The organism is Marinobacter sp., from assembly GCF_044799475.1.
Lineage (GTDB): Bacteria > Pseudomonadota > Gammaproteobacteria > Pseudomonadales > Oleiphilaceae > Marinobacter.
On sequence record NZ_CP085217.1, the window covers coordinates 3,492,698 to 3,515,102 of the forward strand.

Sequence of the window (22,405 nt, forward strand, 5' to 3'; positions counted from 1 at the left end):
CCCGGAGGCTCAGAATCTGAAGGCTTCGACCAGCCGCTGAAGCGAGGCGGTCAGGTCCGAGAGCTGTCTGGACGACTCCAGGGTCTCATCGGCGTTGCCGGCCGTTTCGCGGCCGAGAACACTGATCTGCTCCACGTTCGCATTAACATTTTTGGCCACTGCGGACTGCTCTTCTGCGGCCTGTGCAATCTGATGGCTCATGTCGACGATTGTGGAAATGCCCGACACAATCCTGTCCAGAGCCTCGGTTACATCGTCTGACTTTTTGACCGTCATTTGGGTGACTTCATGACTGTTGGTCATGGCACTCACAGCATCCTTGACGCCGCTCTGCAGGCGGGAAATCATGCCTTCTATTTCCTCAGTGGACTTGTGAGTCCGCTGTGACAGGGAGCGGACTTCATCTGCAACCACCGCAAATCCGCGGCCCTGATCCCCGGCACGGGCAGCCTCAATAGCCGCGTTAAGGGCCAGCAGGTTGGTCTGCTCGGCAATCGCCTTGATCTCTACCAGAACCTGACTGATGCTTGCACTGTCTGCGCTGACCCGGTTGATCACCTCCACCGCACCGGTAATTTCGGTGGACAGGCGGTTGATAGTGGCTACGGTTTCCGCCACCACTTCCCGGCCCCTGCCGGCGTCCTTCTCCGCTCCATTGGCGCTGTCCGCCACCCGATGAGCACTTTCGGACACTTCCTGGACGGTATCCACCATCTGCTGCATGGCTTCGGTGATCTGGTCGGTTTCCTCCATCTGGCGGGAAACCGCATTGCGGTTTGAGGTGGCGGTTTCGGTTACGCGGGTCGCCTGCTGGTCCACATCCTGGGTGGTACCACTGACAGAACGAACCAGTTCCGCCATCTTGGTGGTCATGTTATTGAACTCGTCCGTCAGCGCGCCGAGTTCATCGCGATTGTCAAGATTGATCCGGACAGTCATGTCTCCGGCTGCGACTTCCCGGGCTGCCTTGCTGAACGAGCTGATGGCGGTGCGAACCGACACGAAGAAACCAATGTAGAGATAGACCACGATCGCCAGCACCACCAGCAGCGCCACGAAAATCAGGCTGCGCTGCGCCCTCTCTGCCGCCAGACGGTCTTCAAGATCCTGACCGACAAGGCCGAACATGGTTTCCTTGAGGCTCCGCACTGGTTCGATCTGTGCAGTTACAAGACCGTCATACTGCGCCCAGGGCATGTCCATGCGCATGGGGCTGATCACATGCTCATCAAGCAGCAACTGGGTTTCAGACAGGCTTTGCCCCACTTCCTCAATCGAATCACCCGCCTGCGTTACCAGGGGGTCAACCACACTGCTGACCACCTTGAGGGAGGGCTGCAGCAGGGTGTCCAGGTTGGTGAGGGAGTCATATACCTCGTTGACGTTGTCACTCAGGGCATAGCCGAGTTGTCCCTCGAGTAGAGCGAAAACGCCGAAAGCCCGGGCCTTGCCTATGCTGTCCTGCACATCCGGCAGAGTGTAAGCGACCAGTTCCAGCATCAGTTGGTTACTCCGGGAGGAGTCCTGGGCAAGACCGGAAATCTGCATTGTTGCGGTCAGAAGCGCCCGCACTTTCTGGACAAACTCATGGTAGTACTTGAACTGGGGATCCATGCTCTGCTGATAAAGGTCTTCCGATTTCAGCTGTTCCCAGTCAGCAATCACGGCATCAAGCTGGTTCTGCCAATTGTCGTTGGTGTCAAACGCAATGTCCATGGCATCCAGTTCAGCGAGAACCTCATCAATGGTGTTACTGGCCTTACCGGCTTTGGCCAGCACATCGGGGGCGTCCTTGAGCTTGCCGGCGGACTGATAGTCCCGGTACCGGACAGCAGCGTCCAGCAGGTTATCGACATCATGCAGTCTGTCCAGACCTTCGATACCCCGGGTGATCGTGGCGACCGAGCGGTTGAGTTCGCTGACCACAAGGGATGACAGGGCGACAATCGGTAACAGGAACAGCACGCTGATCAAGCTGAACTTGTAGAACATTGGCAGCCGGTTCATCAATGCCACAGCCGGATAGATCAATCGCTTCACGGATAAGCCCCCAGATAAATGCTGCTGGCATGGAAAACATGCCTTTATAGATCTTTATGTCGTCAAAATCCCACAAAACTTGAGAGATTTCCGTTCATTATTTGTAACCCGGCGGATTTCTCCGGGCCAGGGGAGCAAATCAGTCGACCTGCGCCGGCTGGCGAATACAGGCATGGACCATCACCTCAGGATGCCTGCAATTACCAGCAGCGCCAGAGCGCAGATCCAGACCAGCATGCTGCGGTTAAGCAGATTGCGGATCGCCGCAAGACTCAGACCGCCAAAGTTCATCCAGTCTTCGGGGTGTATCCGGGCGAAACGGACAGGGTCCAGGGCGTAGCCGGTCAGCGCTCCATTAGCTGCAGTCATCAGGACTTTTTCGTGGTTGGCCGCTGGCGAAAATACAGACCGCCTTCCCTCACTGAGCCAGCCGGCCAGATCTCCGGCAACACCAAAAGAAAGGGAGAGCAGCCGCGCCGGCAGCCAGGCCAGCACACTCACCACAGCCCCGAACGCCGGCCGCGCAGACCGCTGCGGCCAGTGGTCCCGCAGAGCCAGTGTGCCCCGAACCAGAAACGCCACTCCGATTCCGCCAACCACGTACCAGAACATGATGAGAAAGTAGCGTTCAAAGACCGTGGCCATGAAGCGGTTGGACAGAGCCAGATGAAGGCTCTCCGGCGCTGTAGCCGATCCGCGCTCCCGCTCACGCAGACAGCTCTTTACATGATGCCAGGCAGCATTCATGTCTCCCCGGCGCCAGGCTTCGCCGTAAGCGGCAAGGCGGCCGGACCAGCCGGGCGCGCCAAGCAGGAGCATCAGTATCAGGAAATCCAGCGGATAGATCATGACGGACCAGGAAGAGTCCCGAAGCCAATGGTTCAGCGCTATCAACCCCAGGGCAGGTATTGCCAGTAACGCTACGCCAGTCGTGCGCTGCCAACGCTTTCCGGGAGCTCTCCGGCTTCCGGCACGAGTGCAGCGGATCCAGAAGCTGTCCGGGTCCAGGCGATCGGCGCTATCCAGAGCCCGCCGGACGATGTACGCCAGCAAAAGGATAAGGAGGGTCATCCGGGCCAGCCTCCAGCCCCAGCTGAAACAGAATGGTTGCCGGCCAACAATCGGCGATATCTGGCCCAGTCAAAGGCAGGGCCCGGATCAGTCTTGCGGCCGGGTGCGATATCGCTGTGCCCCGTCAGCCGATCAATCGTAATGTCGGGCCAGGCTGTCATGATCTGACGGCTTACCCGGGCAAGACCGCGGTACTGCTCAGGTGTGTAGGGATCATGATCTGTCCCCTCAAGCTCAATGCCGATGGAGTAATCATTGCATTCGGGCCGCCCGTCATGGCTGGAGCGACCGGCGTGCCAGGCCCGATCCAGCAGGCTGACGAATTGCACACACTGGCCGTCCCGCCGGACAAGAATATGGGCGGAAACCTGCTGCGAAGCGATGGTTGCAAAGTAAGGGTGTTCGGCGGGATCAAGGCGGTTGCAGAAGAACTGCTCTATGGCAGGACCACCAAACTGCCCCGGGGGCAGGCTGATGTTGTGAACCACGAGCAGGGAGATGTTCGCACCCGGCGGTCTGGGGCCGAAGTTTGGTGACGGACACCAGCGCGCTTCTGCGAGGCGACCTGTTTTTCTGAGTTCTGCGGCAATCTCTGCCGGCACTGTGTCAACTGGATTCAAGGCCGCCCCACGGGATTGTGGAACCGAAACATGACCGGAGCAGGCCCGGGTCTGGCCGCACCGGCGGAGACATCGGAACCCGGATTGATTTGCCTTCGATTGAAGCACAAAGAACCGGTTCCCGCCAGCCGCACAGGGTCGATGGCTTGGGAGCCGGAGACGGTTGCCGCTTCCCGCGGCCGGACTCAGTCGCGGCGGCTGTGCCTCAGATTGTCAATAATCGATTCCAGCGCCCGGTCAAAAATCAGTCCGTCGTCCAGCAAAGTCACCTCGCCCTCTGCCAACGCAGCGGCAAGCTCCAGGCGGAAATATTCGGCCACCTTGGCCCCGTTGCGATTCACGAAGATATACTTGCCCGTTGATTTGATCAGAGCTGCCAGCTTGCAGCGAAGTTTCTGGCCACCGTTCTGCAGCTCAACCCATGAGCCGACGGCCATTCGATCCGCCCGCTGCATCCACCTGGCTTCAGGCGTGAAATCTTCGGTAACCGGCTCCGACTGAACATGTGCTGCCGGCTCTGCTACCGGGCCGGGCTGAACCGGATCGGAGGCAATCTGGGTTTCCACGACCGGCGCTGCCACCGCTTCGGTGACTTGCGGCTTACTGGCCGGCTCGACCGGAACCTGCTCCGGCTCTGGCTGCTTCTCCCTGACAGATACCAGCTGTTGCAGGACGTCCACATGGGTCAATTCAAGATCGCGAATTGCCGTGTCGATGGCGAACGGATCCCAGGAAATGCCCTGCAGACCGGATCGAAGCGCATCCACAATCCCGGGAATGGACTTCAGAAGCTCACCGCGTGTGGTTTCATCCACTGGTCTCGGATCGACGCTCCATACCAGTTGGTGGGTCAGGGACGAAGCGCTGATCCAGAGGTCGCTGTCTTCTCCCTCTCGCAACATCACCCATTGCAGATATTTACGCCAGGGCTCCAGCAGCAGGGATTCAACCGGGGATGGCACCTCAGCCCCATCCAGGGCATCTTTCAGAAGAACATCAACCACCTGCGCTGCCTGCTCCTGGCGCGCCCTGCCCTCTTCCGCATCCTTCAGGCGCTGTTCCACCAGTTCCCGGCGCCGACGATCAAGGTCCATGAAATGACTGAATTCAGTCAACAGCTCGCTGAACAGTTCAATATTGTCACTAAATTCGTTGAGCAGGCGGTTAACCACATATTCAACTTTTTCCCGCAGGGGATCTCGCTGACCCGTACTCTTTTCGGTCCAGCCTATGCCCGCCAGGGCCAATTCGTTGAGAAGCTTCCGGGCCGGGTGGCCCCCGCGATTGAAAAAATTCCGGTCACAGAGCGCGACTTTGAGTACCGGGATCTGGAGCCGGCCAATCAGTGCTTTCATCACCGGCGACAGCTGGCGATCTTCCAGAATGAACTCGAACAGCATGGAAACCAGGTTGATGACATCGCTGTCCACCTGCTGCACAGCCCAGGACTCGCTGCCCTGTTTTCCCAGGGCCTGCTGAAGCTGAATGGAAAGAGGCACAACTTCACCAGCCGGTCCGCTGCCGGCATCTGTCAGCTGGATCTGCCCAATGCGCTCCATGAGAGAGCGTGTATCCAGCTTCTGACCTCCGCTGGTCTGGCGCCAGGGCCGGTCATTGCCGTCCTGGTGCAGTAGCTCCGATAGCTGGGTAAATGTGGCATGGTCACTCTCATCATCACCGGCGGCAGCCGCATGAAGTGCGCCAGGCGCCTCTGCCGCAGGCACCTTGCGTGCTAGCGGCTTGCGGGATTGGCCCCTGCCCGCCACGGCTGCGCGAGTCAATTCCGGCAGCACGCCTTCAGCGACGAGCAGCCGATTGGCTTCCTGATACAGAGCATCAAGACGACCGATCAGCAGACGGTCAAAGAGTTTGAGCACAATCAGCTTGGCACGGATATCTATGTCCAGGTCGCCACAGGCTTCACCAAGACCGGTACAGATCACCTCTGGAGACAGGGGCATCTGGCGGTCTTCAAGCCGGATCTCAGGAACCAGGTTCGACACTCTTGCTGCCAGCAGGCGGATCCCGTCGGTATGGTGATTACGGAGCTTGGTAATCATGTTTTCGATGGCAACCTGCTGCTCAAGGTCACCATGATCCATCAGCGTCAGCGTGTCCTTGTCAACGTCATTGAGGCCGCCGCTGGACGGAAGCGGGTCAAAACGCCCCAGCTCATTGAATGCTCTGCTTATCCACTGAAGCATGGAAAGTGTCAGGTGCTTCCGGCGCATGCGCAGTTCCCGCATGGCGTCAAAATAGGCCGTCTGCTCCTGATTGGATCCGGCCTTGTCGGCCATATTGAAAAGGGCGTCATCCGCACTGTCAAAAAACTCGGAAAGCAGCCTGTCCAGGGACTTGCCGGAAGCGTCACGCAAGCGTACGAGGGTCGTGGGGAGCGCAAAACGACCTGCCCCATGCTGCGTCTTCAGACTGACGACCTTGTTGTCCTGAGCCATATCGGACCACTCCGGTTTTACAATGGTTAACACTTCATGCTTTCATCATAAGCGCTCGAAGCGTCAGCTTGTGTCAGGTTTTGTCACCATTTGTGATTGCTGGAACGCGTTCACGTTTTGGCACTCCAGAAGCGCCATGTATTTGTCCATCCCTGGCGCTGGCGGCTGCCGGGAAGCCTTTACGCAGATCCGACCGTCTGTGCGGGGCGGTCTGTGAGTGACGCAGAGGGTCAGTTTCTGCACCCTGGTTTCACTTCCCGATTTATTTGGCCTGACTGACGTCAGGCGCTAGAATTCTCCCTTCTCTCCTCTCACTATTATCTAGCCGGATACCTGCTGACCATGACGCCTGCATTTGAAGAACTACTGCGCCAGTCCCGTGTTGAAATGGTTGCCCGAAGCCTTCGCGAGGACATTGGTGACGGCGACATCACCGCGAGACTGATCCCCGGAGAACAGAGAATGTCAGGCCGGGTAATAACCCGGGAAGATGCCATTCTTGCCGGCCGGGACTGGGTCGATGAGGTATTCAGACAGGTGGACCCGGCGGTAAGCGTACAGTGGTCTGCCCGGGATGGTGGTCGGGTGGTGGCTGACCAGACTCTGTTTACCTGCAGCGGACCTGCCCGCAGCCTGCTCACAGCCGAGAGAGCGGCTCTGAACTGGCTTCAGACTCTGTCAGGTGTCGCCACCCGCTGCCGCCTCTACGCCGACCAGGTGGCGCATACTGGCGTCAGGCTGCTGGACACACGCAAGACACTACCCGGCCTCAGGCTGGCCCAGAAGTATGCGGTAACCTGCGGCGGTTGCTACAACCACAGGATCGGCCTGTATGACGCCTTTTTGATAAAGGAAAACCACATCGCGGCCTGCGGATCCATTACCAGTGCAGTCAGCACGGCAAGAGCGATAGCCCCGGGACGTCCGGTGGAGGTTGAAACCGAGTCCATGGCTGAAGTCAGAGAGGCTCTGGCGGCGAACGCCGACATCATCATGCTGGACGAATTTTCCCTGGAAGACATGCGCGCTGCAGTTGCGCTGACAGCCGGAAAGTCTAAACTGGAGGCATCAGGAGGCATTAATTCCGGGACCCTGGTCGCTATTGCGGAAACCGGCGTTGACTACATCTCCATAGGTGCCCTGACCAAGGATATCAGGGCCACTGACCTGTCCATGAGGCTTGAGCCCCTCGGCTGACTGCATGGATCCCGAACCGGGCTGACAGCAGGCATTAGCCCTGTCATCATCAGGAAGCAGGCTGCAATCGGGCCAGCAATCGCATACCAGGTAGGGATACCATTGAGCACGATCAGATTTGCTTCAACAGTAATCTTCCGGCGAAGTGTTGTTTTTCATCTCGCCGTTTTCCCCCTTCTGGCAATCGTCAGCTGGTTTTTCATGGTTCCGGGAACGCTTACGCCGGCTCTCTGGCTGCCGGCGGGCTACGGGCTGGCCCTGCTGCTCTGGCGGGGCCAAAGGGCCATACTTCTTACTGTGTCCGGAAGCCTGCTGGCAGCATTTCTGGTCAGCTATCTGGCAGCATCGCACACTCCGGAGCAATGGGTGCTCCTTGCTGCAATGACTGCGAGCTATGCCCTGATTGCTCCCCTGGTTGCCTGGGGGACTTACACGGGAACCAGCCGCTTTCATTCTCCCCTTAGCAGTTACACGGCGTTCCTGTGGTTGCTGGGAGCTCTCCTGCTCGGCTGCCTGCTCACCAACATTCCTCTGGTGTTCGGCCAGACTGCTCTCGGCATCTCCGCCACTACTCCCCTGAACACCCTTTTCCTCAGCGGCTTGCTGGGCGCTTTTGGCGGCAGCCTGATCGTGGCGCCGGCTGCTCTTGCCTTCCTGCAATATCGTCCTCGTCATCTGAAACCGCGACATCCCACTGAATGTCTGGCCTGGCTGGCGCTGCTGACGCTGATGTTGCTACTCACATGGAACAATTCTGCCCAGATGCTGGCTCTCCTGCTGCCCCCCATGGTGTGGGCAGCCACACGGTTTTCCCTGCCCGGTGCCATGGTGGCAATTGGAGTGACCGCCCTCGGAGGTCTTGCGGGTTTTGTCTGGAATCAGCAGACCTCCGCAGTTGCAGACGAATACGTTGCGGCACAGGGGCTGATTGCTCTAATGGTGGCGGTTTCCTGCTATGTCAGGGTACTCAGGGCCGACCGGGAACGCATTGAGACAGGTCTGGAATCCCTGGTCGAGGAGAGGACCTCAGCGCTCCAGCTCATCAATCAGGAGCTAAAGGATGAAATCTTTGTACGCCAGCAGGCCGAAAAAGCCTTCCGTCGATCCTCAAGACACTACCGGGCCCTGTTTGAGGCAGCCAGCAATCCAATCATCGTCACTGATGGTGACATTATAATCCGCCAGTGGAATGGTGCAGCCGAGGCGCTCTTTGGCTACAACCGGGATGAAGCCGTGGGCCGCAGTCTGACGAAAACCTTTATCCCCCTGGAACAGCAGGATGAGCTGGCATGGAAAATACTCAAGGTCCTCAGCACCGGCCTGCCCAGGGACGTTATGGAAACCAGTGTCACTACGTTGAGCGGCGATGTTCACACCATTCTCTGGAATCTCAACCGGCTGCAGGATGAAGAGGAAACGGATGAGGATGGCCGCGCCCGGCTTATACTCATCGGCCAGGATATATCGGAAATAAAGCGAAGCCAGGATCAGCTTCACTATCTGGCGCATTACGATGTATTAACGGACACCGCCAATCGCCGTCTCTTCGAGGATCGATGCCGGCAGGCCATCACCAGCGCCTTGCGCCACGGCTATAAATGCGCCCTGATCGGGCTGGACGTGGATCATTTCAAGCGCATTAACGACACGCTCGGGCACGATGCTGGCGACCGCCTGCTGCAGGAGTTGGCGCGGCGACTACGGAGCAGTGTGCGGGAGGAAGACACCATCGCCCGTCTGGGCGGTGACGAATTTGCCGTTTTGCTGAATCAGGTGAACGGTGCCGAGGGCTGCGAGAAAGTTGCCCGCGCACTGCTTGAGGCCATTACAGAGCCCGTCGATGTGCCAGGCGGAGAACTTGTCATTACATCAAGCATCGGCATCACGGTGGCTCCCGACGACGGCCGTAGCTATGAGGAGCTCCTGAAAAACGCCGACATGGCCATGTACCGGGCAAAAAAGGCTGGCCGCAACAACATCCAGTTTTTTTCCAGTGAAATGAACGACGACATGCTCCGGCAGCTGACCCTGGAAAGAGAGCTGAGAGAGGGTATCGGCAGCGGCCAGCTTGAACTCTATTATCAGCCCATCCTCGATGCCCGGAGCGGGCGGATCAGCGGACTGGAGGCGCTTCTGCGCTGGCACCACCCGGACAGGGGGATGCTGACACCGAGGGAATTCATTGATGTGGCCGAGCAGAGCGGCCAACTGCAGGCACTTGGAGAGTGGGTCTGCCTGAATGCCTGCCTCCAGGCCCGGGCGATTCAGGCAATGAGCGGTGCGCCAGTTACCATCAACGTGAACCTGTCTTCCCGCCAGTACAATCACCCAAGGCTGGCCGAGCAGCTGGGCCGCATCATCCGTGAAACTCACCTGAACCCGGGGCTACTGCTTATCGAAATCGATGAGCGAATACTGTCAGACCGCCTGGACGAAACATCGCAGACACTGGACAGATTGAAATCCCTTGGGGTTGGGCTGGTGCTCGACCGGTTTGGTAGTGGCGTCTCGTCCCTGAGACTGCTGCGGGAGCTCCCCTTTGATCAGGTGAAAATAGATCAGCATCTGCTCCAGCACGCTCCCCGGGAGGACAGCACCGCCGCCATCGTACACACCCTGATAAACCTCGCCCGTCAGCTGTCGCTGACCGTGGCGGCGGCGGGAATAGAGACCGCCGAGCAGGATTCATTTCTGCGTCACGCGGGCTGCCATCTGCTTCAGGGGCATCGCTTCTGTCCTGCCATTTCCAGCAACGACCTGGCAGCCCTCTTCATGGAAGTGAAAAATGGCCGGAATCTTCTGCCCGGCGACCAGTTCAGCCTGCCACTGCCTTACCATAATCATAATGGCAGAAAACGCTAACTCTGGCCCGAGGATAGCAGCTGATCGATAGCCTGTAGCTCACGGTTCAGACCCCGGAAGATCTCCGGGCGATCACGGAAGGCTTCCTCGGCCATGGGAGCTATGCCGGAGGTGACAGGAAGCTCTCTGTCTTCCTCGATGATCACCTTCATTCGGGGCAGGAAAATAAACTGCAGCCATTCGTGAAACTCAAGGGTGTCTACGCAGAATGGCTGGCTACTCTGAAGAGAAGCCGGGGAAGGAGGATGATCTGACCACAGACCCAGGCGGCGCATCTCCGCCTCGACAGCCAGCACTCTGTCAGCAACCCGCGCGTTTTTGTTCATGGTCAGCGACTCCTTCAGGCCAGAGGCTCAAGTTCAACCTTTTCTCCCTGCAATACCCGGAACAGATCAACATATTGCTGGGTGAGCGTATGCTTTGGCGCAAAATGAATCAGAGGACTGCTGGCCTGGTGCGATTCTTTCATCTTGATGGAACTCGGCAGTCGCACCGGCAATACCGGCAGACCTTCTTCAATCAGCTCGCTCACCAGCTGGCGGGGCAGAGATGCCCGGGACTGGAACTGGTTTGCAATAATGCCCTCCACGACCAGGTTTTCGTTGTGATCTTCCTGGATATCCCGGATTTCCCCCAGAATGCTGTAGAGCGCCTGGCGCGAAAAATCGTCACAGTCGAAAGGAATCAGGCAGCGTTCTGCTGCGATCAGCGCGGAACGTGAGTAAAAATTCAGAGCCGGAGCAGTATCTATGTAGATATCGTCAAAGTTCTCACCCAGCTTCTTCAGGGCTTCCCGCAATTTGTATATCTTGTGCTTGGCTTCCAGCTTGCGCTCAAGGAAATCCAGCTCCGGACTCGAGGGCAGAACAAACAGGTTGTCGTAAGGCGATGCATGGACAAATTCATCGGGGCGGCGGGTGAATACGGTGAATGCAACAGTCTGCTCAAGAAGATCTGCCACCGTATCGCGCAACTCGCTTGCGGGCCTGCCCATCAGGTAATGAGTCGAGTTGCCCTGGGGATCCAGATCAACTACCAGGGTCCGCCTCCCTCTGGCCGCGCTGATCGCTGCCAGATTGCAGGTAATGCTGGATTTTCCTACGCCACCTTTCTGATTGAACACTACTCGTCTCATTTTGCCCCCTGGCAGTCTGTTTCCCTGGAATTCTGTTGTCGGCCCGGACCCTGCTCGAGCTTCACGCTTTTACCAGCCCATCACCGATTTGACGAACGGAACCGTGAGCTTACGCTGAGCCCTCAGGGAATTCTCATCCAGACGGTCAAGGATGGAGAGTAACTCTCCCAGCTTTCGCGGCGCCCGCCGAAGAATGTATGACGCTACGTCATCGCCCATGATCAGCCCCCTCTGCTCGGCACGGGCCTGCAAAATAATCAGCCGGTCTGCATCCTGATATAGCCCCAGCTGGAGCAGCATACCGTGACGCAGGCGCGATATCAGGTCCCCCAGAACAAAGGGCAGACTCCCCGGCGTATCCCCCAGGGTGACCAGAAGCCGGTGGCCACGGTCCAGCACACGGTTATAAAGATGAAATACCGCCTCTTCCCACTCTGGCAGACCCGCAATGCGGTCCAGATCATCAATGCCGACCAGGTTGCTGTGCTCAAGGCCGGTCAGAGTATCCGGCCCGAATCGCATCAGCTCATCCATACTGAGGCATACAGCAGTGTCGCCCTGCTCTTCAGCCTGGTGGCAGGCCGCCTGCAAAAGATGGGATTTGCCGGTATCTTTATCGCCGCAGAGAACGATAACCGACGCCGCGCTGTCACAACACAGGGTGCCAAGGCGAGCGGCAACATCGGCGTTGCGGTCACCATGGAAATTGGCAAATCTGGCATCATCCCGCAGCCGCACTCCCAGCGTGAGCTGCGGGTGATTCAGTCCTGTTTCAACCGCCATGCTCTACCTGCCCAGACGATGACATAGTGAAGCCCACTCGCAATGGCGCAAACGGCAACCAGGTAGATGCCAACTGGCATCACCCAGGAAACCATTGGCAGGCCCGCGAGAAGAATGACAACAGCCAGCACCACCAGAATCTGCACCAGGGTGTTGAATTTACCCATAAGGCTGGGCTGCATATCGTAGGATCCAATAAAATAGTGGTACATGAGCGCGCCCCCAACAATAACCAGGTCCCGGCCCAGCACAACCATGAACAGCCAGTCTGGCAGGACTCCAGTAACGGTGAGCATCAGATAGGCGGTGATGAGCAGCGCTTTGTCAGCCAATGGGTCCGCTATGGCGCCGAAACGGCTGTGCCAGCCGAACTGGCGGGCAAGAAAACCATCTACCCCATCGCTGATGGCAGCCACCATGAACACCGCCAGTGCAATCCTGTACTCAGCCTCCAGCAATGCCATCGCGAACGGGACAATCAGAAGTATCCGCAAGAGCGTGAGAGCATTCGGAATCCAGCGCCAGCGTTGAGTCGTCATGCCTGTTCCGTTCCCGTTATCGCCGGTTTATTGGCTGGTGTCTTCGGGCTGGGCCACCGGGGCGCTCTGCCATTGATACCTGAGTGTCTGATAGAGTTCCCCGAACGCCTGTGCCTCATCTTCCTGATCGGAGGCCAGAGGCCGATACCTGAAGAGGGGTTCCGCATCCTCGCCAGGGCTCCCGGAACTGGCAGCAGCCCTTTCGGACGCTTCCCCTGGCGCCGTGCCGGAGTCTCCCGGGGCAACCTCACCAGAGGCCTCCTCTGTGGAAGCCGCTTGTCCGGAAGATCGCTCATTCTGGCCCAGGGGCTCTGCCTGCAGCGGAACAAAGCGTGTGTCCAGCGAAATATACTGTTCTACCTGGGAGACTTCACCAGTAAACGACACCTTGAGAATCACCCTGTCCGCCGTTACGCGCACGGGGTCGACGGCAACCACCGGCGTCATTCTGTTCAGCCCCGCCATAACGTCGGCATAGTCCTGAAGGGAATCCACCTGCTCTACGATGATATCAACGCGGGCGGACTCTCCAACCTCACCCGCGGCCACTGCATAGCGCGCCGCCAGCATGTCAGCCCAGGTGTCTATGACATTCAGGGCCACCTCTTCCGGACTGCCCCCGGTGACCGACTGCTCACTGTTCTCGATACCTTCGCCCTCCAGCCTCCAGGCACCCTGCCAGCCGTTAGCCCCACGACTGAGCTTCACTACTGCCAGCAGGTTGTGATCCAGATCCGAAGACGCTGCCCGTACGCGGTCCATGAACTGACCCCAGACTTCCGAAAGGAGCGTCGGATTCTCTGCCCGCTCCGCCGGTGGCAGCGCGAGCGGCAGACCCCGGCGTTCAGCGGCATCAGAGAAAACCTGCCGCCAGGCCCCGGTCGTATCATCGCCACCGGCCTGTACCACCAGTTCCCGGCCGCCACGCTCTTCCACGGCAATCCAGGCAAGAGTGAGCGGCCGATTAGCACCCCAGACCGGGGCGTCAATGGAGGCCAGGGCCCGGTTCACACCAACCGCCCCGAAAGTTATCTGCAGCTGATTCGACTGTTCTTCCCCGGAGCGGCGCAGAAACTGGTAGGACTGGACAAGTGACTCCGCATCGGCCAGCAGGTCGCGGGCGGATTCCTGGTCGAGCAGACCGCCGTCTCCGGAAACCCGGGCCAGCACTTTTTCCAGGCCTTCCCGGTAACCTTCGCGGAGATCGTTCGGGGCCGAACTCTCAACCGGCACCTGGACCGTATACAGGCCCTCCACTGTCACTGCACCTGCAGGAACGCTTGCACCCCAGAGGACCAGTGCCAGAATAGCCGCCTGCCGCTTCATTAAAGCCAGTAAAGACATGTGTTATACCCTGTATTTCCTGAATAATTCCCGGGATGGAGTCAGGGATGCTGCTCTGAACACTCTGGTGTGAGTCCCGGGGATGGCGCCTAGGATACACCATGCCCTCTTTACTGAGTAGCGACCAGCAGCCGGAGCGGGCAAACGGGACACGGATCCGGAGCATCCACCGGTAAATGCATTTGGACCACTCTGCCGCACCTGCTAAAATCCCGCGCCTATCCCTGGCCAAGGCGGTTTACCACACCATGAGCGAACAGAAACCCTCCCTCACGTATCGCGACGCAGGCGTTGATATTGACGCCGGCAATGAGCTCGTGAAACGAATCAAGCATACCGCAGCCCGTACCCGCCGCCCCGAGGTCCTGGGCGGACTGGGCGGGTTTGGTGCCATGGTCGCCATTCCCCCGGGCTATCGTGAGCCAATTCTCGTGTCTGGAACCGATGGCGTCGGGACCAAGCTCCGCCTCGCCATGCAACTGGACAGACACGACACCATCGGCATCGACCTGGTTGCCATGTGCGTGAATGACCTGGTAGTAGGTGGTGCAGAGCCGCTGTTCTTTCTAGACTATTACGCCACTGGCAAGCTCAACGTGGATATTGCCGCCAGTGTCGTGGACGGGATTGGTCGTGGCTGCGAGCTTTCCGGCTGTGCCCTGGTGGGCGGCGAAACTGCTGAGATGCCGGGAATGTATGAGGGAGACGACTATGACCTGGCAGGCTTCTGCGTCGGCGTAGCGGAGCGCAGTGGGATCATCGACGGCAGCCGGGTTCAGGAGGGAGATGCACTGATTGCCCTGGCCTCCTCTGGCCCCCACTCAAACGGTTATTCGCTGATCCGGCGGATTCTCGAAGTCAGCAAAGCCGACCTCAATCAGCTGGTCGGCGACAGACCCCTCGCCGAAGCCCTGATGGAACCCACCCGAATCTATGTAAAGAACCTGCTCCAACTGATCAAAACCGTGGACGTCCGGGCTCTTTCCCATATCACCGGCGGCGGCCTGCCGGAGAATATCCCCCGGGTGCTTCCCAGCGGCAGCTGCGCGGCCCTCGATACCGCCAGCTGGTCGCTACCCCCGGTTTTCCAATGGCTGCAGGAAGCCGGCGGCGTCGCCGATAACGAGATGTACCGGACCTTCAACTGCGGCATCGGTATGATTCTCTGTGTTCCCGTCGAGCAGCTCGATCTCACACTGGACACCCTCGCGGCTCTCGGGGAGCAGGCCTGGCGGGTTGGCACCATTGAAAGCCTGTCTGACAGAACTGCCGAGCCGGAAATCCGTTATGCACCAGGGCTTCTGACGTCATGAGCCGGGAAGACATCACCGAGCCCCGTATTGTGATACTGGCTTCAGGCAATGGCACCAACCTGCAGAGCCTGATCGAAGCCGCCGGCGCGCGGGATTTTCCCGGCCGGATTGTTGCAGTTGGCAGCAACCGGCCGGGGGCTTTCGCTCTGGAGCGGGCCGCCCAGGCCGGCATTGAAAGCTTTACCGTCGATCATACGCGCTATGACAGCCGTGCCGAATTTGACGGCATGTTGCGGGCGGAGATTGATCGTCATGCGCCGGACCTGGTCGTGCTGGCCGGCTTCATGCGCATACTTACAACGGAGTTCGCACTGGCATACCACGGCAGGCTGCTTAATATTCACCCTTCCCTCCTGCCCCTGTATCCTGGCCTCAATACCCATCGCCGGGCCCTTGAAGCCGGCGACAGGCTTCACGGGGTTACTGTTCATTTCGTGACCGAAGACGTGGACGGAGGCCCCATCGTGGCTCAGGCAGAAGTAGCCATTAAAACCGGGGATACACCAGAGAGCCTGGCAGAACGGGTGCAGCAGAAAGAGCACATTCTCTACCCGATCGTGGTGCGCTGGTTCTGCGAAGGCCGCCTTCAGCTCGCCGGTGACACGGTTCTTTTCGATGGTTCACCGCTACCCAGACCCTTCACGCTGACAGAATAGGGGGTGCGGCACCGCCCTGGAGGGAGTCACTGCATCCCGGTAAATGACAGGACCGTCACATCCCCAGGGCGAAGGGCTGGCTACACTGAACGCAGACAGACACAGCGCCCTGGTGCACAGACACCGGGGCCAGCAATACATCTGTGAAGGGAAACTTCATGCCAATAACTCTGCTCTGCCGCCTCTGCCCGGTTCTGCTCTTTTTGCTCGCACTGGGCGCTCCGGCCCCCAGCTACGCCGGCGGCGATCCTCCAGCCGCAAGCAGCAGTGTCACGAAAACAGAAAAAACGGGAAAGGCCGAGCAGCCTCAGACCGCGGAACCGACCGAGCCACCAGAGAACCCGCAACAGCCAGAGCAGCCCATACAACTGGAGCGGGATGAAGAGCAGAAGCCACCGCCGATCAGCCTGACGCCTCTGCGCGCCACATACAGTGCGGCCATGGATAAAGGCGTCACAATCAACGGTTCAGCCACACGGCTGCTGGAACCCCAGCCGGACGGAACATGGATACTGCGATTTGATGTGGAGTCCTTTCTTGCAGATATCGACGAGTCCCTCCGGTTCCGCTGGGAGGATAACCAGGTCATTCCCCTGTCCTATCGGTACAAACTGTCAGGCTTCATGATTGGCTCCCGCGAACGGACCATCGATTACGACTGGGAGAACCAGACGGTGAGCGGAAACTTTGAGGGAGAATCATTCAGCATGGCGCTGGTTCCGGGTGCACTGGATCCCATGGGCTACCAGCTTCAGCTCAGGCAGGACCTGAAGGCCGGAAAAACACAAATGGAATATCAGGTAACGGACGACGGCGATTTTGACCGTGACGAATTCGCCGTCATTGGCAGGGAAACGCTTGATACGGAACTCGGCCAGGTCAGCACGGTCAAGGTGGAGAAGGTCCGGGCTCCCCGGAAAAAGCGCAGCACAGTAATGTGGTTTGCACCGGAACTGGACTACCTGCTGGTCAGGCTTGTACAGATCGAGTCCAACGGTTCACGCTACGAGATCAACATCGAAGACGCGAATATCCAACAGAACTGAGCCGGGCCTCGCCCCGGCTGGCGGTTACAGTCAGGGAGTCAGTCTTCCAGTGAGATACCCAGGTTGCTGACCCCGTCATTGGCTGCCCGCTCCCGAAGGCTTTTGATAAAGGTTGCAGTGGGAGTGCGCTGGCGCTTGACGGACAGCACCACGTCCCGCTGAAATGCCTTGTCAGCTTTCATCAGCTCATGCTGATCCAGCAGCCGCACAAGCTGGTCTTCGTCCAGATCTTCGCCCTCGCTGACTTCAATGAAGTTCATTACGGTGCCGGTCGCCAGGCCGGAAGCTTCGGTGGCCCGGTGTTTCGAGGGATTGAGCCGATTCAGCAGGGTCTGTTCCATTAACCGGCAGAAATCGTGGGCCGGATAAACTCCATAGACGTCGTAGTTCTCCACGTCGGGAGTCAACGCCTCCAGCTTCATCAGCAACTGCGGGATAACTGCTTCGGATGGGGGCTCCTGCAGCATCTCCCAGGCCTGGTCCAGCAGTTGCAGCATTTTTGCGCCACCCTTCATGCCAATGGCATCGGAAAAAAGAGCGTAGTTGGGGAATGACCGCTCCGCCAGCGCCAGCAGGAAGGCGAATTCCCGCCAGCCCTGCAGCTGTTCCAGGGCTTTAAAAAACTGATTGGCGTTCACACTCGACTCCCTGACCGGCAATGCCTGGCCACTGTTACTGATCCGCTCATCTGGTTATTCGTCAGAACAACATCAGGCCCTGGGCAGGGTCACGCCGATCTGGCCCAGGTACTTGCCGCCTCGATCTTTGTAACTGACTTCACACTCTTCATCGGACTCGAAGAACAGCATCTGAGCCACACCCTCGTTGGCGTAGATCTTGGCGGGCAGGTTGGTGGTGTTGGAGAACTCCAGAGTCACCTGACCTTCCCACTCCGGCTCCAGAGGCGTCACATTCACGATGATGCCGCAGCGGGCATAGGTAGACTTGCCAAGGCAGATGGTCAGCACGTTCCGGGGGATACGGAAATATTCGACCGTGCGGGCCAGGGCAAAGGAATTCGGCGGAATGATGCACACGTCGCTGGAAACGTTTACGAAGCTGTTTTCGTCAAAGTTCTTGGGGTCGACCGTGGCGGAATGCACGTTGGTAAAAATCTTGAACTCGTTGCTACACCGGACATCGTAGCCGTAGCTGGAGGTGCCGTAGGAAATAACCCGCCCCCCGGCAGACTCCCTTACCTGGCCTGGCTCGAAAGGTTCGATCATGCCGTGATCCTGGGCCATGCGACGGATCCACTTGTCGGATTTAATGCTCATCAGTGCAGTCTCATAATGAAGTCAGGAAATGTCCGGAGTTGGCCGGGTCCGTATCTTAACGCCAGATCCCTGCCAACACCAAAAACCGCACCTCAAAAATGCGGTGCAGATTCCGGCCGCGCTCCGGCGCGGGCCACCGGCACCAGTCCTGCTCGTCCCTGATCAGTCATCGCTTGTGGAGATGCTGGGAATTGGCGAGGCAAGATTGCGTTCCCGCAGCGACAGAACCGCACCCACGCGGCGGGCAATGTCCCGGTATTTTCTCGCCACTTCCGAATCGGATTCGGCGACTACCGAGGGATTACCGCTGTCAGTCTGCTCCCGGATAGTCATGTGCAACGGCAACTGGCCGAGCAGGACCGTATCGTAGTCCTCCGCAACGCGCTCTCCGCCCCCTGCCCCGAACAGTGGCTCTTCATGGCCGCAGTTACTGCATATGTGCACGCTCATGTTCTCCACCACACCCAGCACGGGGATTTCCACCTTGCGGAACATTTCGATGCCCTTCTTGCAGTCAAGCAGGGCGATATCCTGGGGTGTGGTGACTATCACCGCCCCGGTCACCGGGACCTTCTGGGCCAGGGTCAGCTGGATGTCGCCGGTCCCGGGGGGCATATCCACCACCAGGTAGTCCAGGTCCTCCCAGAGAGTCTGGGTAAGCAGCTGCTGCACTGCCCCGCTGACCATGGGCCCCCGCCAGACCATCGGCGTCTTGTCAGTGACCAGGAAGGCCATGGACATGGCCTGGATGCCGTGGGCCGGAACCGGTATGAACCATTTGTCGTCTTTTGTCTTCGGCCGCTGGCCCTCGGGAATGCCCAGCATCATGCCCACACTCGGACCGTAGATATCCGCATCCAGAATACCGACCCGCGCACCTTCAGCGTGCAGGGCCAGTGCCAGGTTTACCGCGGTGGTGGACTTGCCAACCCCCCCCTTGCCAGAGGCCACGGCAATGATATTTCTGACTCCGGCGATAGACTGCAGGTTCTTCTGGGCCTGGTGGGCGCGGATGCTCTGGCTGACAGTGATGTTTACATCGGTGACCCCGGGAACATCTTCCAGCGCGTTGCGCACCAGCTCCCTGAGAGCGCCATGTATGCCTTCAGAGGCGTACCCGAGCTTCACTTCAAGGTTGACCCGGCCGTCCTCCACGGTCAGCGATCGGACCGCATTGAGCTCGTACAGGTCCTGCTCCAGATAGGGGTCCTGATACTGGCGGATCGCCGATTCAAGAGCCTGCTTGGAAATCTGCGTCATGGGAGTCTCCCTGGAAATGAAAATCCGGCTGATAAAACTCTGAATATCCGTGCGAAACACGCCACATCAGATGAAAAAAAGTTGCCCGGAAGGTATCATCTGTGCCCGCTTCTGGCCATAACCATTCATTATCAAGGTTCGGACTTCAACATGACGCAAGCGAGTGCACTGAAACAGCGCGACATTCTGGTAACCAGCGCCCTGCCCTATGCCAACGGGCCAATCCATCTGGGCCACCTGCTGGAATACATCCAGACTGATATCTGGGCGCGCTATCAGAAACTGCGCGGCCACAACTGCCATTACGTTTGCGCCGACGATGCACACGGTACCGCCATTATGCTCCGGGCTGAGCGGGAAGGCATCAGTTCCGAGGCCCTGATTGCGCGAATCAGCGACGAACACCAGCAGGACTTCGCGGGCTTTCACATCCGTTTTGACAATTACTACTCCACCCACTCGGAGGAAAACCGCAGCTTCTCGACTTACATCTATCGCAGGCTGCAGGAAAACGGGCACATTGCCACCCGGAAGATCGTCCAGGCCTTTGATCCGGAAAAAAACATGTTCCTCGCCGACAGGTTCATCAAGGGCACCTGCCCCAAATGCAAAGCCGAGGACCAGTACGGCGACAACTGTGAGGCCTGCGGCGCCACCTACACCCCGGGTGAGCTGATCAATCCCCGTTCGGCGGTTTCCGGTGCCACTCCCATCGAAAAGGAGTCGGAGCACTATTTCTTCCGGCTGCCGGCATTCACCGACTTTCTCAAAAACTGGACCCGCAGCGGCACCCTCCAGCCCCAGGTTGCCAATAAACTGGCGGAATGGCTGGATGCCGGGCTGCAGGAATGGGACATCAGCCGGGACGCGCCCTATTTCGGCTTTGAGATCCCCGACGCACCAGGCAAGTATTTCTACGTCTGGCTGGACGCCCCCATAGGTTACCTGGCGAGTTTCAGGAACCTCTGTGACCGGGAAGGCATTGATTTTGACCATTTCTGGAAGCCGGACTCCACCGCCGAGGTCTACCATTTCATTGGCAAGGACATCATCAACTTCCACGCCCTGTTCTGGCCGGCCATGCTCCACAGCGCAGATTTCCGGACTCCCAGTGCGGTCTTTGCCCACGGTTTCGTGACGGTCAACGGCAAAAAGATGTCCAAGTCCCGGGGTACCTTCATCATGGCCCGCACCTACCTGGATCATCTGGACCCGGAATATCTGCGTTACTACTTCGCTGCCAAGCTCACCGGCAGCGTGGATGACATGGACCTCAACCTTGAGGATTTCGCCTTCCGGGTAAATTCCGATCTGGTCGGCAAAGTAGTCAACATTGCCAGCCGCTGCGCCGGCTTCATCACCAGACGCTTTGATGGGCAGCTCGGGAAAGTCACCGAAACCGACAGGCTGGCAACCTTCGTCGATGCCGGCGAAGAACTCGCTGAGTTCTACGAAGCCCGGGAATTCGGCCGCGCCATGCGCCGCATCATGGAGCTTGCCGACACTGCCAACCAGTACGTCAATGACGAGCAGCCCTGGGTTGTGGCAAAGCAGGAAGGCCAGGATGAAAAGCTTCAGGCCATCTGCACCAACGCGTTGAACATGTTCAGCCTGCTTATGACCTACCTGGCGCCTGTGCTGCCGAAGACCGCGGATGCCTCGCGGGAATTTCTCAATGCCGGGCTGGACTGGAACACTCGCGCAACGCCCCTGGAACACCACGGCATCAACAAATTCAAGCCCCTGATGAACCGTGTCGACATGAAGCAGATCGAAACCATGCTGGATGCCTCCAAAGAGGAAATGCCGGCAGCCGTAGGTGACAAACCTGCAACGCCTGCCACCGAAATCGAACCTGTCGCGTCCGAAATTGACTTCAGCGACTTCGCAAAAGTCGATCTGCGGGTAGCGGAGATCGTGAAGGCCGAGCATGTGGAAGGCGCAGACAAGCTGTTGCGGCTCACCCTGAATATCGGCGAGGGCGAACGCAACGTTTTCGCTGGTATCAAGTCTGCTTACACACCGGAGCAACTCCAGGGCCGGCTTACGGTCATGGTTGCCAACCTCAAGCCCCGCAAGATGAAATTTGGCCTGTCTGAGGGCATGGTCCCGGCGGCGGGACCGGGGGGCAAGGACATTTTCATACTGTCTCCGGATTCCGGCGCCACGCCGGGCATGCGGATCATGTGAGCAGACGGAGCCGGACCCATGTCTGAATACCTGCTGATCCTCGTCAGTACCATTCTGGTAAATAACTTCGTGCTGGTGCAGTTCCTTGGTCTGTGCCCGTTCATGGGGGTTTCCGGCAAACTGGAAACCGCCATGGGTATGTCTCTGGCTACCACCTTTGTACTCACCCTGGCCTCGGTCTGCAGTTACCTGGCCTACACCTACCTGCTGGAACCCCTTGACCTGGCGTTCCTCAAGACCATCACCTTCATTCTGGTGATTGCGGTGGTGGTCCAGTTCACGGAAATGGTGGTCCGCAAGACCAGCCCTCTGCTGTACCGGGTACTGGGCATTTTCCTGCCGCTGATCACCACCAACTGTGCCGTGCTGGGGGTTGCCCTGCTCAACCTGAACAGGAACAACAATTTCGTGGAATCGGTGCTTTATGGTCTGGGGGCCGCCGGAGGGTTTTCCCTCGTGCTCATCCTGTTTGCCGCCATGCGTGAGCGCATCGCCGTATCGGACGTCCCGGTGGCTTTCCGGGGCGCAGCCATTGGCATGGTGACGGCCGGCCTCATGTCACTGGCGTTTATGGGCTTTACTGGCCTGGTCGCCGTTTAACCCGATACCACCTGAT

Annotated in this window: 19 protein-coding genes; 7 read left to right on the forward strand and 12 right to left on the reverse strand. The window is 58.6% G+C overall.

Annotation, left to right across the window (positions count from 1 at the left end; genetic code table 11):
* Positions 1–9: 9 nt before the first annotated feature.
* From LG327_RS16045 to LG327_RS16060, 4 genes are all read right to left on the reverse strand, one after another.
* A complete protein-coding gene (locus LG327_RS16045; RefSeq protein ID WP_404363434.1) occupies positions 10–2,040 on the reverse strand; it encodes a methyl-accepting chemotaxis protein in 2,031 nt (676 codons plus the stop codon).
* Between the two features lie 180 nt (positions 2,041–2,220).
* On the reverse strand, positions 2,221–3,111 hold the full coding sequence (ampE, locus tag LG327_RS16050; RefSeq protein ID WP_404363436.1) for a regulatory signaling modulator protein AmpE: 891 nt from the start codon (positions 3,109–3,111) through the stop codon (positions 2,221–2,223).
* Positions 3,108–3,701, reverse strand: coding sequence for a 1,6-anhydro-N-acetylmuramyl-L-alanine amidase AmpD (ampD, locus tag LG327_RS16055; protein WP_404369488.1), 594 nt, complete (start codon positions 3,699–3,701; stop codon positions 3,108–3,110). Before ampD ends, ampE begins: the two co-directional genes overlap by 4 nt.
* Before the next feature lie 215 nt (positions 3,702–3,916).
* Positions 3,917–6,187, reverse strand: a complete 2,271-nt coding sequence (locus LG327_RS16060; RefSeq protein WP_404363438.1) for a DUF1631 domain-containing protein — start codon at positions 6,185–6,187, stop codon at positions 3,917–3,919.
* 342 nt (positions 6,188–6,529) lie between these two features.
* On the opposite strand from LG327_RS16060, the gene nadC reads away from it, so the two are divergent.
* Together nadC and LG327_RS16070 are read left to right on the forward strand one after the other, a co-directional pair.
* Entirely contained in the window at positions 6,530–7,384 is an 855-nt protein-coding gene (nadC, locus tag LG327_RS16065; RefSeq protein ID WP_404363439.1) for a carboxylating nicotinate-nucleotide diphosphorylase, read from the forward strand.
* A gap of 102 nt (positions 7,385–7,486) precedes the next feature.
* A complete protein-coding gene (locus LG327_RS16070) occupies positions 7,487–10,246 on the forward strand; it encodes an EAL domain-containing protein (RefSeq protein WP_404363441.1) in 2,760 nt (919 codons plus the stop codon).
* Here the strand turns inward: LG327_RS16070 and LG327_RS16075 are convergent.
* The 5 genes from LG327_RS16075 to LG327_RS16095 form a co-directional block, all read right to left on the reverse strand.
* A complete protein-coding gene (locus tag LG327_RS16075) occupies positions 10,243–10,572 on the reverse strand; it encodes a YqcC family protein (protein WP_404363442.1) in 330 nt (109 codons plus the stop codon). The genes LG327_RS16070 and LG327_RS16075 overlap by 4 nt on opposite strands.
* A gap of 14 nt (positions 10,573–10,586) precedes the next feature.
* Positions 10,587–11,381, reverse strand: coding sequence for a ParA family protein (locus tag LG327_RS16080; RefSeq protein ID WP_404363444.1), 795 nt, complete (start codon positions 11,379–11,381; stop codon positions 10,587–10,589).
* Positions 11,382–11,450: 69 nt separating this feature from the next.
* Positions 11,451–12,164 (reverse strand): DnaA regulatory inactivator Hda, encoded by a 714-nt coding sequence (hda, locus tag LG327_RS16085; protein WP_404363446.1) that lies wholly within the window; start codon positions 12,162–12,164, stop codon positions 11,451–11,453.
* The gene (locus tag LG327_RS16090) at positions 12,143–12,703 is read right to left on the reverse strand and encodes a CDP-alcohol phosphatidyltransferase family protein (RefSeq protein ID WP_404363448.1); all 561 of its coding nucleotides are present in this window, start codon (positions 12,701–12,703) and stop codon (positions 12,143–12,145) included. Before LG327_RS16090 ends, hda begins: the two co-directional genes overlap by 22 nt.
* 27 nt (positions 12,704–12,730) lie before the next feature.
* Positions 12,731–14,047 carry a DUF2066 domain-containing protein gene (locus tag LG327_RS16095; RefSeq protein WP_404363450.1) on the reverse strand — a complete coding sequence of 439 codons (1,317 nt, stop codon included), beginning with the start codon at positions 14,045–14,047 and terminating at the stop codon, positions 12,731–12,733.
* 248 nt (positions 14,048–14,295) lie between these two features.
* Between LG327_RS16095 and purM the strand changes: the two genes are divergently transcribed.
* The 3 genes from purM (at position 14,296) to LG327_RS16110 (ending at position 17,062) form a co-directional block, all read left to right on the forward strand.
* A complete protein-coding gene (purM, locus tag LG327_RS16100) occupies positions 14,296–15,360 on the forward strand; it encodes a phosphoribosylformylglycinamidine cyclo-ligase (protein ID WP_404363452.1) in 1,065 nt (354 codons plus the stop codon).
* Positions 15,357–16,016 (forward strand): phosphoribosylglycinamide formyltransferase, encoded by a 660-nt coding sequence (gene purN / locus LG327_RS16105; RefSeq protein ID WP_404363454.1) that lies wholly within the window; start codon positions 15,357–15,359, stop codon positions 16,014–16,016. The genes purM and purN overlap by 4 nt, the downstream gene beginning before the upstream one ends.
* A gap of 158 nt (positions 16,017–16,174) precedes the next feature.
* Positions 16,175–17,062, forward strand: a complete 888-nt coding sequence (locus tag LG327_RS16110; protein ID WP_404363456.1) for a DUF3108 domain-containing protein — start codon at positions 16,175–16,177, stop codon at positions 17,060–17,062.
* Between the two features lie 38 nt (positions 17,063–17,100).
* Here the strand turns inward: LG327_RS16110 and LG327_RS16115 are convergent, their stop codons facing one another.
* From LG327_RS16115 to apbC, 3 genes are all read right to left on the reverse strand, one after another.
* On the reverse strand, positions 17,101–17,700 hold the full coding sequence (locus LG327_RS16115) for a YjaG family protein (RefSeq protein WP_404363458.1): 600 nt from the start codon (positions 17,698–17,700) through the stop codon (positions 17,101–17,103).
* A 72-nt stretch (positions 17,701–17,772) separates the two neighbouring features.
* Entirely contained in the window at positions 17,773–18,339 is a 567-nt protein-coding gene (gene dcd, locus LG327_RS16120; protein ID WP_404363459.1) for a dCTP deaminase, read from the reverse strand.
* A 162-nt stretch (positions 18,340–18,501) separates the two neighbouring features.
* The gene (gene apbC / locus LG327_RS16125) at positions 18,502–19,599 is read right to left on the reverse strand and encodes an iron-sulfur cluster carrier protein ApbC (protein WP_404363461.1); all 1,098 of its coding nucleotides are present in this window, start codon (positions 19,597–19,599) and stop codon (positions 18,502–18,504) included.
* Positions 19,600–19,749: 150 nt separating this feature from the next.
* Between apbC and metG the strand changes: the two genes are divergently transcribed.
* A complete protein-coding gene (metG, locus tag LG327_RS16130) occupies positions 19,750–21,789 on the forward strand; it encodes a methionine--tRNA ligase (RefSeq protein WP_404363463.1) in 2,040 nt (679 codons plus the stop codon).
* An 18-nt stretch (positions 21,790–21,807) separates the two neighbouring features.
* Positions 21,808–22,389, forward strand: a complete 582-nt coding sequence (rsxA, locus tag LG327_RS16135) for an electron transport complex subunit RsxA (protein ID WP_404363465.1) — start codon at positions 21,808–21,810, stop codon at positions 22,387–22,389.
* Positions 22,390–22,405 lie beyond the last annotated feature (16 nt).

What these genes read in the sequence shown, in the direction of transcription:
- LG327_RS16090 (WP_404363448.1), bottom strand. Translation starts at nt 12,703, where the DNA reads ATGACGACTCAACGCTGGCGCTGGATTCCGAATGCTCTCACGCTCTTG.
- LG327_RS16110 (WP_404363456.1), top strand. Translation starts at nt 16,175, where the DNA reads ATGCCAATAACTCTGCTCTGCCGCCTCTGCCCGGTTCTGCTCTTTTTG.
- dcd (WP_404363459.1), bottom strand. Translation starts at nt 18,339, where the DNA reads ATGAGCATTAAATCCGACAAGTGGATCCGTCGCATGGCCCAGGATCAC.
- hda (WP_404363446.1), bottom strand. Translation starts at nt 12,164, where the DNA reads ATGGCGGTTGAAACAGGACTGAATCACCCGCAGCTCACGCTGGGAGTG.
- apbC (WP_404363461.1), bottom strand. Translation starts at nt 19,599, where the DNA reads ATGACGCAGATTTCCAAGCAGGCTCTTGAATCGGCGATCCGCCAGTAT.
- LG327_RS16080 (WP_404363444.1), bottom strand. Translation starts at nt 11,381, where the DNA reads ATGAGACGAGTAGTGTTCAATCAGAAAGGTGGCGTAGGAAAATCCAGC.
- rsxA (WP_404363465.1), top strand. Translation starts at nt 21,808, where the DNA reads ATGTCTGAATACCTGCTGATCCTCGTCAGTACCATTCTGGTAAATAAC.
- purN (WP_404363454.1), top strand. Translation starts at nt 15,357, where the DNA reads ATGAGCCGGGAAGACATCACCGAGCCCCGTATTGTGATACTGGCTTCA.
- LG327_RS16095 (WP_404363450.1), bottom strand. Translation starts at nt 14,047, where the DNA reads ATGTCTTTACTGGCTTTAATGAAGCGGCAGGCGGCTATTCTGGCACTG.
- purM (WP_404363452.1), top strand. Translation starts at nt 14,296, where the DNA reads ATGAGCGAACAGAAACCCTCCCTCACGTATCGCGACGCAGGCGTTGAT.
- nadC (WP_404363439.1), top strand. Translation starts at nt 6,530, where the DNA reads ATGACGCCTGCATTTGAAGAACTACTGCGCCAGTCCCGTGTTGAAATG.
- metG (WP_404363463.1), top strand. Translation starts at nt 19,750, where the DNA reads ATGACGCAAGCGAGTGCACTGAAACAGCGCGACATTCTGGTAACCAGC.
- LG327_RS16075 (WP_404363442.1), bottom strand. Translation starts at nt 10,572, where the DNA reads ATGAACAAAAACGCGCGGGTTGCTGACAGAGTGCTGGCTGTCGAGGCG.
- LG327_RS16060 (WP_404363438.1), bottom strand. Translation starts at nt 6,187, where the DNA reads ATGGCTCAGGACAACAAGGTCGTCAGTCTGAAGACGCAGCATGGGGCA.
- ampE (WP_404363436.1), bottom strand. Translation starts at nt 3,111, where the DNA reads ATGACCCTCCTTATCCTTTTGCTGGCGTACATCGTCCGGCGGGCTCTG.